This is a genomic window from uncultured Boseongicola sp. (genome assembly GCF_937988555.1).
Lineage (GTDB): Bacteria > Pseudomonadota > Alphaproteobacteria > Rhodobacterales > Rhodobacteraceae > Boseongicola.
The window spans coordinates 1-12,291 of record NZ_CALJXO010000211.1 but is presented as its reverse complement, the minus strand read 5'-3'; the positions used below and the strand labels follow the sequence as shown (position 1 = coordinate 12,291).

At 54.8% G+C, this 12,291-nt stretch carries 12 protein-coding genes; 2 read left to right on the top strand and 10 right to left on the bottom strand.

Annotated elements, in window-relative coordinates; all coding sequences use genetic code 11:
• On the bottom strand, positions 1–401 hold a 401-nt coding region (locus Q1B15_RS12685), incomplete at its 3' end, for a cupin domain-containing protein (RefSeq protein WP_299754098.1).
• A 148-nt stretch (positions 402–549) separates the two neighbouring features.
• On the opposite strand from Q1B15_RS12685, the gene Q1B15_RS12680 reads away from it, so the two are divergent.
• Positions 550–870 (top strand): non-heme iron oxygenase ferredoxin subunit, encoded by a 321-nt coding sequence (locus tag Q1B15_RS12680; RefSeq protein WP_299754097.1) that lies wholly within the window; start codon positions 550–552, stop codon positions 868–870.
• A gap of 3 nt (positions 871–873) precedes the next feature.
• Here the strand turns inward: Q1B15_RS12680 and Q1B15_RS12675 are convergent, their stop codons facing one another.
• The 6 genes from Q1B15_RS12675 to Q1B15_RS12650 are packed head-to-tail and all read right to left on the bottom strand — an operon-like array spanning position 874 to position 7,243.
• Positions 874–1,479 carry a class I SAM-dependent methyltransferase gene (locus tag Q1B15_RS12675; RefSeq protein ID WP_299754096.1) on the bottom strand — a complete coding sequence of 202 codons (606 nt, stop codon included), beginning with the start codon at positions 1,477–1,479 and terminating at the stop codon, positions 874–876.
• Positions 1,476–2,996, bottom strand: coding sequence for a tripartite tricarboxylate transporter permease (locus tag Q1B15_RS12670; protein WP_299754095.1), 1,521 nt, complete (start codon positions 2,994–2,996; stop codon positions 1,476–1,478). The genes Q1B15_RS12675 and Q1B15_RS12670 overlap by 4 nt, the downstream gene beginning before the upstream one ends.
• A 53-nt stretch (positions 2,997–3,049) precedes the next feature.
• Complete coding sequence (locus Q1B15_RS12665; RefSeq protein ID WP_299754094.1) at positions 3,050–4,009, bottom strand: tripartite tricarboxylate transporter substrate-binding protein; 960 nt, start codon at positions 4,007–4,009, stop codon at positions 3,050–3,052.
• A gap of 32 nt (positions 4,010–4,041) precedes the next feature.
• Positions 4,042–4,554: a tripartite tricarboxylate transporter TctB family protein gene (locus Q1B15_RS12660; RefSeq protein WP_299754093.1), complete on the bottom strand. Its 513-nt coding sequence runs from the start codon at positions 4,552–4,554 to the stop codon at positions 4,042–4,044.
• Positions 4,554–6,026 carry an ethanolamine ammonia-lyase reactivating factor EutA gene (locus Q1B15_RS12655; RefSeq protein WP_299754092.1) on the bottom strand — a complete coding sequence of 491 codons (1,473 nt, stop codon included), beginning with the start codon at positions 6,024–6,026 and terminating at the stop codon, positions 4,554–4,556. The genes Q1B15_RS12660 and Q1B15_RS12655 overlap by 1 nt, the downstream gene beginning before the upstream one ends.
• Positions 6,027–6,034: 8 nt before the next feature.
• Positions 6,035–7,243, bottom strand: coding sequence for a cupin domain-containing protein (locus Q1B15_RS12650; RefSeq protein ID WP_299754091.1), 1,209 nt, complete (start codon positions 7,241–7,243; stop codon positions 6,035–6,037).
• Between the two features lie 196 nt (positions 7,244–7,439).
• Here Q1B15_RS12650 and Q1B15_RS12645 point away from each other — a divergent pair, with 196 nt between their 5' ends.
• Positions 7,440–9,230, top strand: coding sequence for a thiamine pyrophosphate-binding protein (locus tag Q1B15_RS12645; RefSeq protein ID WP_299754090.1), 1,791 nt, complete (start codon positions 7,440–7,442; stop codon positions 9,228–9,230).
• Here Q1B15_RS12645 and Q1B15_RS12640 read toward each other — a convergent pair.
• From Q1B15_RS12640 to Q1B15_RS12630, 3 genes are all read right to left on the bottom strand, one after another.
• Positions 9,227–9,772 carry a tripartite tricarboxylate transporter TctB family protein gene (locus Q1B15_RS12640; protein WP_299754089.1) on the bottom strand — a complete coding sequence of 182 codons (546 nt, stop codon included), beginning with the start codon at positions 9,770–9,772 and terminating at the stop codon, positions 9,227–9,229. The genes Q1B15_RS12645 and Q1B15_RS12640 overlap by 4 nt on opposite strands.
• Complete coding sequence (locus tag Q1B15_RS12635; RefSeq protein WP_299754088.1) at positions 9,769–11,277, bottom strand: tripartite tricarboxylate transporter permease; 1,509 nt, start codon at positions 11,275–11,277, stop codon at positions 9,769–9,771. Before Q1B15_RS12635 ends, Q1B15_RS12640 begins: the two co-directional genes overlap by 4 nt.
• A gap of 72 nt (positions 11,278–11,349) precedes the next feature.
• On the bottom strand, positions 11,350–12,291 hold a 942-nt coding region (locus tag Q1B15_RS12630), incomplete at its 5' end, for a tripartite tricarboxylate transporter substrate-binding protein (RefSeq protein WP_299754087.1).

Here is a 12,291-nt window from a genome sequence, read left to right as displayed (position 1 = left end):
TTGTTGTGAACGATGGCCACATCTCCTGCCTTCCAGTCATAGCGAATATCGTCGTGGATTTCGTATCCCTCACCATCAAGGATATAGAAGGCGGCCTCATTTACATGCCCGTGCTTTTGGCTTTTGCCACCAGGCCCATATTCTTCCAAGTGCAGGTGGAACAGCTGGCTGATCCCGTCCTTTGGTTCCACATAGTGGCGTGAATAGGCCTGCGGGCCATCCACGAATTTGATGTCTTTGGCTTTACGGACCCGGGGCATGGCCCGCACACGGTCCAGCTCCCATTGCAGGTTATATTCGCCTTGGATGGCGCGCACAAAAATGCGGTCCTTCTGGCTGTGGTAATATCCTGCGGGGCCAATTTCAGCCTCGGCTTCGGGGGTGTCTTTTTTATCATCCATGCCCCATTATTTCACGCAGACCCGTCCAAAAACAAGTTTTGCAGAACAACATTCTTCTATGCGGGACGCGTTCGGATCGACGGGTTTCCCTTGACTGGTCCTGCGTTAAATTTAGCGGGCTATGCGATGAAGAAAGACAGGGGTGACAATGACCGAAGCGAATAATCAGATCGAAATCTGTGCCAAGGACGATGTGCCCGATGGCGAAGTTATCCGCGTTGACCATGGCGATTTGGAGCTGGCCGTTTACCAGGTCGAAGGCACATTCTATGTGACCGACAACGCCTGTACCCACGGACCGGGTGAATTGTCAGAGGGCTATCTTGAAGGTCACGTAATCGAGTGTGACTTCCACCAAGGAAAATTTGATATCCGCGACGGAGAGGTCGTGGCGCCTCCTTGTCTCGTTGCGATCAAGACATACAAGATTTTGCCTCATGAGACCGCTGTTGTCATCGAGGCCCCTTAAAAGCTATTTTCGTCCAATCAAATCCACAAGGGCAGAGCGGCCGCAATGGCCCTCGCCTTCTGATACATCCGCATCATAGGCTTTGACGCTGAGTTCCGCGAAGCCGGCGAAGGCTTTGCGTAGCAGCTCTTCTGTGTAGAGGTTTTCTAATTTCTTGGGGCCGCCGGTGCCATAGTCTAGCTGCTTTGGTCCGTAGCCTTCGATCAGGACAAGGCCACCCGGTCTAATCGTCCGGCGTATGCCTTCAAAAACACTAGCGCGTTCTGAAGGGGGCAGGAATTGAAAGAAGATACCGACGACTACGTCGTAGCAGTCTTTCTCCCACGTCCGCTCTGTGAGGTCAGACAGTTCAAAAGACAACGCTACGCCACGTTTTTCTGCTAACTTGCGTGCTTTATCTTGTGCGATGGGCGAGAAATCTTGCGCGGTAACCTGCAAGCCACATTCTGCCAACCAGACCCCGTTGCGGCCTTCGCCATCCGCGATCGAGAGCGCTTTGGCGCCTGCCGGAAATTGCCCGGCCTGTTGTTGAAGAAAGGTATTGGGCGTAGTGCCAAACACATAGTCTTCGGTCGCAAAGCGACTTTCCCAGCGCTCAAATTCGTTCACGATGCGCTCCCGGTCAGACGGCGCCATGGTATTTTGCGCATGGCGGGTAAGAAGAACGTCACAATAGTCGCAACAATCAAAATGACAGAAATCGGACGGCCGAGCATATACTCCAGAACGTTACCGTCGGAAATGAGGCGTACCTGATGATAGGACCGCTCTGCGATTTCGCCCAGAACGAAGGCGATGACCAACGTCAGTCGAGGATAGTCAAAGCGGATCATCAGATAGCCGAATATCCCGATAATCGTTGCGACGGCGACGTCGGCCATACGTCCTTCGAGGACATAAACGCCTGTCAGTGACAGCGTCACCACCACCGGCACAACGATGTTCACATCAATCCGAGTAATCAGCACAAGGAAGCGCGCAAAGATGAGGCCGAGTACGGACGCACCAATCGCCGAAACCGTAAGCGCGACGATCAAGCCATAAATCTCTCGCTCGTTTTGCAGCAGGATTTGGGGACCTGGTTCGATCCCGTGCAGCACAAGTATGCCAAGGAACACGGCAGTCTCTGCGCTTCCGGGAATGCCGAAGGCCACCGTCGGAATGAGCGAGCCGCCATCTTTTGCATTGTTGGCCGCTTCTGGTGCGATGACGCCTTTGATGTTGCCTTTGCCAAAGGTGTCGCGGTCTTTGGCAGTTTGTGCTGTTGATGAATAGCTCAGAAACGAAGCCACTGTACCGCCTAGCCCGGGGATGGCGCCAATGACCGTACCGATTAGGGACCCGCGCAATAGGACTGGCCAGTGTTTGAAAACCGCGAGTATACCTTCGCCGACGCCTGTGATCTTCATATTCTCGGCCGCGGAGCGGGTTTCTTCATCCGCCACCGATCCACCCTTGAGCGCAAGCTCGATCATTTGACTTATGGCGAATAACCCGGTCAGGGCAGGGACCAAAGGAATACCGTCCCATAGATAATTCATTCCGCCAGTAAAGCGGGTTTCGCCGGTGAACTGGTTCGCTCCAGTGAACGCGAGCAACAAACCGATACAGGCCGCAATCAACCCGCGCAAAAGCTTACCTTTGACCGAAACAGCAATAGCTGCGAGGCCAAGGATGGTCAGCAGGAAAAACTCAGACGAGCCGAAGCTCAGAACAACTTCACGTGCCACAGGAATGAATAGAAGTAGGGTAAAAAGACCGATCAACCCTCCTAGGGCGGAGGCAGTCGCAGACGCACCAATGGCGAGCCCGGCTTTGCCCTGTCGGGCAAGTGGATAGCCATCGAATGTCGTTGCCGCATTAGGTGCCGTGCCGGGCGTGTTTAAAAGGATCGCGGATATAGATCCGCCAAAGGACGTGGCCCCCATAACGCCGCCCGCCAGATACATCGCATCAAGCGGCTGCAACGTATAGGTCACCGGTATTAGAAGGGCGAGTGCGGTTGTGCCACCCAGCCCCGGGATCACACCAAAAGTGAGGCCAAGCAAAACACCAGCCATCAAAAAAAGCAGGCTCCCCCCGTTCAGGACGGCAAGGAAGGCTTCAAAAAGCGCGTCTAAACCCATGACAAAATCCAGTTGGGGTACGCGCCGCCGGAAATGGCGGCGCGCAACATCTATTATTCAGCCGTTGCTGCGAGGTCTTTGTACTGCTCGTAGAATGAACTGAGATCATCCATCATAGAGGCAGTTGCGGCGGCGCCCATGAAGGCCAAACTAATGCCAGCGCCATCAGCCCAAGAGGTAACAGATGGGTCTTCTGACGCTGCGCGCAAACCTTCTTCAATAGCGGCGACGACCTCAGTTGGCATGCCAGGAGGGCCACCGATGACACGGTTCAGCGTGAACTTGGCTAATTCTGGATGTCCAATATCTGTAGCCGAGGGGACGCCGGTTACAGCCTCATCTTCGGTTAGGGTTAGGATCAACTTCAGATCGCCGGTTCCGCTGCCATCAAGGTATTTTGCAAGCGAGCTGATTGGCTTGATGGTCGCATTCACTTCACCGCTGATTACAGCGATCATTGCGTCGTTGGAACCCGCATAGCCGGTAACATCAACAATATCACACTCAAGGATACCGAAGGTGATCCGTGTCGTGACAGATGCCGTTGATGTAGCACCTGTGTCCGAAAGCTTTGTGGGTTGCCCCATCGCACAAAGATCTTCGACTGAATTGATGCCGCTGTCGACTGCCACTGCAAGCCCATAAGTTGCGACAGCAAGGTTTGCGATCCATGTGACTTCATCAAGTTTGAAGCCTTGATCGCGCCCCGTGACTTCGTTCACAGTCAGGCCGGGGATGTTGTAGATACCGATTGTATAGCCATCAGGATCGGACCGGTGAACGGCCTGTCCGCCACGCGCGCCGCCAGCGCCTGAGATATTCTCTGGTACAACGGTTGTTCCCATCGCGGTTTCCAATGCTGGCGCGAATTGACGCACAATAGTGTCAAAACCCCCGCCTGGGCTGTAGGGGATTACGAATGTGATGTTGTCGTCCGTTGGGAATTCCGCCTGTGCGGCCCCACCAACCGTGAGCGCAATAGCAGTCGCCCCTGTTACTAGTATCTTCTTCATTTTTTACTTCCTCCCTATGTTTTTTGGCGTCGTCACCAAGCGTTAACGCCACCCTTCGTAAAGAATAGGCCTCGGTAGAGTTCGTAATTGAGTGCCCATTCAAACACCGCGAACTGAAAGATCAGCACGCCAATCCCCACACCAGCAGAGACTGCAAGCGTAAGTTTACCCCGTAAACGCGCGTACGCTGCACAAAAGATCGGAGAGGCAGCAAGAATGCCAACTGTCGCCATCATTGCGAATGCACCAGCAATCCAACCCAAACATTCAGCCTGATTGGCAAAGGTTGGGTTATGCATCATTTCGCGTTGGCGAAAGCCGGTCCCGCCGAAGGTTTCGACAACCTGAGCGCCAGGAATCTTTGAGCGGCTCCAGACATCGAACACCGCTAAAACGATCATCGCGCCCGCGACCATTGCCGGAAATCGCGCAGATGTCGCTGAATATCCGCGCGCGATCAAGAACATCACTACTGCGAAAGCCAACAGCAGCACGGCGGGCCAGATCGATGTGACCATGCGTGGGGCTTGGGGTGTCTCTTTCATTAGTGCTCCGTCGGGAACAAAAGCGATTTAACAACGACTGGTGTGGCACCGGTGGAGCGCAACACCTCGCCAATATCGATGAAATCGAATTCTGATAGTGCTATTCCGTCAATGGAAACGATAGCGCCGGGGCAATTCTCTTCGCTTCGGCACTGCATGCCGATCAGACCACCGATGTCACCTTCACTGACAATCACCAGCGGATGCCCTTTCTCAAGAATGGTGGTGAGGCCGGTGACAAGGCCATTGCCCAAAGCGCGAAGGCGGGCGTAACTCGCTGAACCGGTCCATGGCACGGCGACCGCAACCGGCGTTTCGCCGTCCTGCAAATCAAGGCGGGCGAGGGCGTCCTTGATTGCTGCCGCGACCTCCTGTGCGTCGATCTCATCGCCCAGCACGACCGTCGGTGCGATGACCGCGAGGTTGCGGAGGGGCAATGTGTCATCTGGATCAAGGTAGATTGTCGAACCAGAGACTTGCACAGTATATTGCGACGCGCCCACGACTGTCGCACGGATGCCTTGACGCGCAGGCGAGACCTGAAATGCATGCTCTTTTACTAAAGAAGCCAGGGCAAGCGCTAGTTCTGGTCCAAGATCGTCTGTATTTCCGCCGCTCCAGTCCAAGAATTCTGACACGCCGCCGGAAAAAACGATCTGTCCGGAAGTGGGAGCCTCGGCCAGCGGCGCAAGGCGCATAAAGTCAGAAACTTCTTCGCCACGGGCGGCAGAAATGATCGCGGCGGCCATCTGCTTGGCTATTTTGTTGCGGATGTCGGCGGGTAGCACGTCACCCAACCCGATTTCTGCGTCAACGTCGGAGAGATACCGCGCGCCGAAAGGTTCCAACCGTGTAATCCGACCGTCGGCATCGGTCACAATTAGACGCGCACCGGCATCAAGCGCCGTGCGTGAGATGATGTCTCCATCACGGCACAATGCAATCTTGGTTGTGCCTCCGCCAACGTCGATGTTGAGAACTGTTCCCAACCGCTCTGACAGTGCCACAGCACCAGAGCCATGGGCCGCCATAAGTGTTTCTAGCGCGTCGCCCGCACTTACAGCTACGAATTTGCCGGCTTGGGCTGCGAATATCTCGCCGATGGCGCGCGCGTTCGTACGTCGCGCGGCTACGCCAGTTAAGATCAGCGCACCGGTGTCGATATCCTCGGATGAAAGCCCTGCAGCGGCGTATTGCGCTTCGATAAAGGCTGCCAACGCCTCGGCATCAATGGTATTTCCATCGGCATAGGGCGTTAACAAGATCTCAGATTCAAATTGAACCTTGCGGCCGGTAACGACATATCGGGTGTCCATCCGTTCGAGCATGATGGTCGAGACCAAAAGGTGCGAGGTGGAGGACCCGATATCAACGCCGACGCTTGTCAGTTCTATCTGGTCCTCCTCGATCAGCGAGCGGCCGGCGCTCGAAAAGTGGATGCGCCCACCATCATCTGTTTCGTCTGGGTGCATCGACTTGTTCACTGGACTTCTGGCTTATCGTAAAGGCTCGGATCCATGCGGCTATTGCCGCCGTTGGCCCCGATCAGCTTTTCAAACTCACTGCGCAGCCTTTTATCTTCCATCCAGTATGGAATCGAAGTGCCACCCTCGGTCACATCCATCGCGGTATAGTCGATCTGCTTGGCGCCCGGCGGAAGGCCCGTGACAATGGTAGGGTGGTTCGGTCCGAACCAAGCGGTTAGACGGAAGGGTTCTTGCGAAGAGTTGAAATGCTGGTGATACCAACGCTCGCCTCCCGGTGCCGCCGTGACCATGCCAAATTGCTCATAGTCAACGCGCTGGACCAGATCGCCTTTGCCATCTTCCCACGGCGTCTCGCCTGCTCGTTCGGGCCAAGTATAGGTGTAGCCTTTACCCTTGATGCAGATCAGCACTGCAGCTGAGGTATGTGCATGGCCCTTGGAGTATTTCCCAGTCTCATGCTGACCAAGCCAGAGATAGAATTTGTTGCCAGTCATGAAGGGTTCTACTCGACGCCAACCCGGTGAGCGGCGGTTGTCGAGTGGCAGATCACAATTGATGACATCGGGCACGAGGTTGGTGCGTCGCATCGCAAGACCTCGGATCGGGTCAGGCTCAAGGTCTTCTTTGTATTTGTAGAAATCATCTGTGCCCGAGAACCGGCTTGTCATTTTATATGGGCAATTGAAGATCAGATCAGTGTCGCCCAGTAAGTTCATTAAGTTAGGCGCTGTCGTCCCGCCAATCAAAAGCGCAGGCTCTCCTGTGGCATTCACAATCCGGTGGTAGGCATTCACTGGAATCGAAAACAGCGACCCCTTTTGCCACTCAAAAACGTGTTTTTCTCCGCCTTCTTCAAGCCAAACCTCTGTTGTGCCGCGGCCAGAGGCGACAAGGAAGATTTCCTCGTAAAGGTGTTTTTCAACATTTAGCGCGCCGGCACCCGGTACTTCGACGACGTACTGTCCCCATTTACCTTCTGTGCCGTAGAGCTGAATGTAGCTCCCGCGCCCGCCCATGCGAGACCAATCCGCCAGCTCTAGGTCAAAGACTGACTTGATGCCGATACCACGAAAGACAGGAATCTCTTCAGATTCCATGAACTTGTCATAGTCAGATTGTGGTTGGTCAAATTTTCCATACCCGGCGCGCTGTCCGCGCGTCGGCTCGTGCCAGTGAACACTTTCGTCCAGATCATGCGGCATCTTGTGCCTCCCTATCCACGCTATAGTTTTGGGTAAGCATGTCGCAGGCAATCGATGCCGTCAATCAATGTGGAATGGAGTTCCATATAAAAGAACATCTATCTTTCGAGGACTTATTTTGAATTTCGGATTTTGACAGAGTCTTAAACTGGTGCGTACCGTCAGAGGAGTGCTGCTTGTGTCAGGGAGGTCAGACATGGCGAATGGAGGCGGTCTTGGGCCGACAACTAAGTCAGAGCCAGTCGAAGGAAAATTGGACGAAACCGTTGGTTGGGGGTCGGACGTCGCGGCGCAAATGTTGCGACGGCTCGAGATCCCATGGATCGCACTGACCCCCGGCGCCAGCTATCGCGGCTTTCACGACAGTCTCGTTAACCACCTTGGCAATGAACAGCCCGAGATGCTGCTGTGCCTACACGAAGAGCATGCGGTCGCAATCGCGCATGGCTATGCCAAAGTCACGGGGAAGGCGATGGCGGTTGCGCTACATTCGAATGTTGGGTTGATGCATGGCTCTATGGCAATCTTCAACGCGTGGGCCGACCGCGCCCCGATGATGATCCTTGGGGCAACTGGGCCGGTGGATGCATCACAGCGCAGGCCTTGGATCGACTGGTTGCATAGCACGCAGGATCAAGGTGCTTTAATTCGATCCTTTACCAAATGGGACGACCAACCCGGCTCTGCCGTAGCCTTGCCCGAAGCGATGGCGCGTGGTTGGAAAATCACCAACACAAGCCCGATGGCCCCAGTCTATATCAATCTGGACGCCGGATGGCAGGAAGCTCCTGTCGAGCAAACGGTAAATTGGCCGGACCTCGCGAGGCATGCGCCCCTATCAGCGCCGCGACCAGACGCAGGCTTGTTGGCGCAGGCTGCAGAGGTCCTGCAGGGCGCCAAAAGCCCTGTGATCTTGATGGGGCGCGGCAAGCGGACCGACGCGGCGATGCAAGTGCGGGTTGCTTTGGCAGAACGTACTGGCGCTCTGATGGTGTCTGATCTGAAGGTTGGTACGATGGTGCCAACGGATCATCCAAACCATGTGGGTGCTCCGATCAATAAATTATCCTCTGCAGTGGGCGAAGCCTTGCGGCAAGCAGATGCGATTCTCAGCTTAGGCTGGGTCGATCTTGGGGGTATTTTGTTGCAGGCCTTTGGGCAGTCGGGCACGAAAGCCACCGTTATACATGCCGGCGATGAGATGCAGTTGCACCGCGGGTTTGGTCAAGAACACTTTGGATTGCCAGCCGTTGATATCGAATTCAATTGCCCCGGTGATCCTTTGGCCGAAGACTTGCTGGATGCCCTCGGGGCCGTCAAGAAGGCAGCGCCTCAAGCGCCGAAACCATCGGCGCCAACGGCCGCAGAGAGCGACAGCCTGACATTTCGCGATATCGCGACAGCCTTGAAGCATGAAGCTGGGGATACGCCCGTGACCTTCCCGGCGCTGGCGCGCAGTTGGCCACATGACCTGTGGCCGCAACAGAATTCGATGGACTTTCTGGGCAAAGATGGCGGCGGAGGCATTGGCAGCGGACCGGGTCTTGCAGTTGGTGCGGCGCTGGCTTTGAAGGATTCGGGCCGTTTGGTGGTTGCAACACTGGGTGACGGTGACACACTGATGGGAGTGACAGCGCTTTGGACGGCGGCCAAATATAACTTGCCAGTGCTGTTCGTGATCGGAAACAACCGGTCCTATTTCAACGACGAGCTGCACCAAGAAAGTGTCGCCCAACACCGTGGGCGAAACCCGGCCAATGCCTGGGTCGGACAACGTTTGGATGATCCCGCACCTGATATCGCGCAGATGGCGCGCGCGCAGGGCGTCCAAGCTGACGGGCCGGTCAAAACCCATAAAGCCCTAGAGAAAGCCATGGCCACTGGAGTTGCCGCGCTCCGGGAAGGTAGACCTTACCTGATCGATGTTTGGATCGACCCGCGCCAAGGCCGCGAGACTGCTGCAAAACGAGCCACCAAAGGCAGTTAGAAATCACGGTAGCCCTGGAACCAGCGCAACACGAGCCCGCGATAAAGGTCGATGTTAAAGATCAGCTCGAAGACGCCGAAGATGAAAAGCGTCGTACCAGCTGCAACAGTGAGGGTAACTTTCCAGCTCTCGCCGCCTGCAAATTTCATCAGGATTGCGCAAAACAGGAACATGCCTACATAGTGGCCCAACACTGTTATGATCACTAATAGAGCCAGCAACCACCCAGAAAAGCTGACAACCTTGTTCAGGTTCGCATTACCACCGCGAAGCGCGGTCGAAATTCGTGCGACTGGATCAAATTCAGACCGAGCCCCCCAAAGCCGCAATGCCTGCACGGCAATCAAAATCAACAAAGGCACCATGATCACAAATGGCGTGCGTGAAGACACGATTTTGTAGCTGAACGCTTCTAAGAAAGCGATGACAGCAATAATGCCCACAAAGGCAAGAAAACACACCTCCAGCGCAAAGTAATTGCCTTTACGCTCTTTATGCGTCGCGTCATCGTCCCGATCGTTTTGCGATGTGTGCAGGCTCATTTTGAAATCCTCGGCTTGCGGTCGCGTACAATCGTGTAGATGTTCCAGCCAAGAAATAGAACCGTGATCATTGCGAGCATCATTGGGATCGGTTGAAGCACAAAGAGCGGCCCATCCAGCAAAAGCGCAAGATAGAGGTTCTTTTCGACCGCAAAGCCAAGCACAAATCCGATCAGGAGGGCTGAGCGCGAATAGTTCAACACCTTCATCGCATAGCCAAAGATGCCAAAGACAATCGCAATACTGATGTCAAAGATCGCCCGATCACCTGCAAACGCGCCTGTCGCAATGACCGCCATCAGGACCGGTACCATGACCGAAGCGCGAATAGACGTGGCACGCGACAGCGGGTTCACAAGAAACATTCCAACCAACGTGCCAATAAAATTCCCGATAATGATTGTGAAAATCATGACGAAAACAATATCGACGTTCTGGTTCAGCATTTGCGGGCCTGTATCAAGACCAAGGATGAACAGACCTGACAACAAGATAGCCATCGACGATGATCCGGGAATACCAAAGGCCAATGTCGACGCCAGTGCTCCGCCCTCCACGGCATCATTCGCTGCTTCCGGGCCGATAACGCCTTTGACGTTGCCTTTCCCGAATGTGTCTTTGTCAGGCGATGATTGTTTTGCATGCCCATAGGCCACAAACGATGCCGGCGCAGAGCCAAGGCCGGGAATAAGACCCATACCGGTTCCGATGGCCGAACAGCGCATGACCAGCCACCAGTTTTTGAAAGCAAGCCCAATACCCTGGAAAATCTGCGCCTGTGTTTCGCGCGCTGAAAGGGCTTTGGGCACATCTCTCGCAAGCGTTCCACCGCGTACCCAAAGGTCGATCATTTCAGCGACGGCGAACAGCCCGAGGATAACAGGAACAAGGTTTAAGCCATCGCCCAGAGCATCAATATTCATTGTAAAGCGGAATGTATTGGTCACGTTATCGACGCCGATCATCGCCAAAAGGAGACCTAGAAGGGCGGCAATCAGGCTCCGAGTCATATCCTCTTTGCCGAGCACGGCAACGAAGGTCAGAGCAAGGAATGCCAGGATAAATACCTCAGGCGGACCAAAGAAAAGCACAACCTCACGCAGTACCGGGATCAAAAGTCCCAGAACAAGCGCACCGAACGTGGCACCAAGAAAACACGCTGCCATCGCGGCACCGACCGCTATACCAGCTTCGCCCTTGTCCCGCATAGGTGGGCCGTCCAGTAAGGTCGCTGCGTTCTGTCCAGTGCCAGGCGTCGAGAAAAGAATGGCCGTCAGGCCGCCGCCCTGGGCCACCGTCGCATGGGCTCCCAAGAGGAAGGCAATGCCGGGTGCGGGCTCCATCGTATAGAGAAATGTCACGGCCATCGCCATTGCGAAATGGCCGGACAGTCCAGGGATCACACCAATGATCAGACCGAAAATAGAACCTACAAAAAGATACGGAAAAACTTCGAGGCTGACGGATTGCGAGAAACCGCTCATCATGCCTTCAATGATCGTCATGTTTGGATGCCCCGCCCCAAAAGTTGTTCCCGCCGGTTATCCGGCGGGAAGCGCTTATTTCGATCGGAGTTTTCAGATTTCGCCGCGAATAGCCGCCACGAAAAGAGCCTCAATATCAGCATCAAGCTCCGTTGCAGCCTTGGCGATACGGGCCATGTCTTCGCCCGACGCGTAAGACAAGTCACGATCATTCTCACTCGCCATTGCAACAAACTCAGGATCGTTCATGGCCTTTGCAAAAGCATCGCGCAAAAAGGCCAGACGATCTTCTGGTACGCCCGGAGGGGCTGCAACAGGGCGACCTACGGCCGACAATGCATCCCAGCTCTCCAGAATCTGGACCCGACGGTCGCCGCCTTCCATCTTCATAGCAATATCATAGATTGAAGGTACATCTGCAAGGATACCCGTTGGGTTCTTAACGCCGTGCAGAATTAGTGTGTGGTCGCCGCTTTTGATGCCCTTGATGGCGGAACCAAGCGAGCCCCACATTGCCTGAACATCTCCGCGCAACATCGCCGTGCGGATATCTCCCGAACGGTCAAAGCCATGGACAACCCTTTGGTCAACCTCAAGCACATCGCCTGTTATCACGGCATCCACATAAGTAGATCCGCCAAGGCCCGTCGCGCCGACGATGTCCGTTTTGCCGTTATTCATTAGATCATCAAATGTCTTGATCCCTGACGCTGCGCCAGCAACCATCACACGCCGGTCAGCGACCATGCGACCAAGAAAATTGTAGTCGCCCACTTTGTAGTTGGCGCCTTCGATTTCGGCGAGTTGGTTTGTCACCATTGCCGATCCGTTGATGATCCCGACGGTGCGACCGTCAGAAGGCGAATTGAAAATCTCAACCGCGCCCTTCATGCCGCCTGAGCCGGGCATGTTTACTATATCAACGCGTGCACCGGTATATTTCTCAAAATACGGGATGAGGATACGGCTGTATTCGTCATATCCGCCACCGGGATCATAAGGCACGATCCATTTTATGACGTTGTCTTTGTAAAA

Excerpts from the sequence above, each read along its gene's own strand:
- Q1B15_RS12680 (WP_299754097.1), top strand. The coding sequence starts at position 550 with ATGACCGAAGCGAATAATCAGATCGAAATCTGTGCCAAGGACGATGTG.
- Q1B15_RS12670 (WP_299754095.1), bottom strand. The coding sequence starts at position 2,996 with ATGGGTTTAGACGCGCTTTTTGAAGCCTTCCTTGCCGTCCTGAACGGG.
- Q1B15_RS12665 (WP_299754094.1), bottom strand. The coding sequence starts at position 4,009 with ATGAAGAAGATACTAGTAACAGGGGCGACTGCTATTGCGCTCACGGTT.
- Q1B15_RS12660 (WP_299754093.1), bottom strand. The coding sequence starts at position 4,554 with ATGAAAGAGACACCCCAAGCCCCACGCATGGTCACATCGATCTGGCCC.
- Q1B15_RS12655 (WP_299754092.1), bottom strand. The coding sequence starts at position 6,026 with ATGCACCCAGACGAAACAGATGATGGTGGGCGCATCCACTTTTCGAGC.
- Q1B15_RS12650 (WP_299754091.1), bottom strand. The coding sequence starts at position 7,243 with ATGCCGCATGATCTGGACGAAAGTGTTCACTGGCACGAGCCGACGCGC.
- Q1B15_RS12645 (WP_299754090.1), top strand. The coding sequence starts at position 7,440 with ATGGCGAATGGAGGCGGTCTTGGGCCGACAACTAAGTCAGAGCCAGTC.
- Q1B15_RS12640 (WP_299754089.1), bottom strand. The coding sequence starts at position 9,772 with ATGAGCCTGCACACATCGCAAAACGATCGGGACGATGACGCGACGCAT.
- Q1B15_RS12635 (WP_299754088.1), bottom strand. The coding sequence starts at position 11,277 with ATGACGATCATTGAAGGCATGATGAGCGGTTTCTCGCAATCCGTCAGC.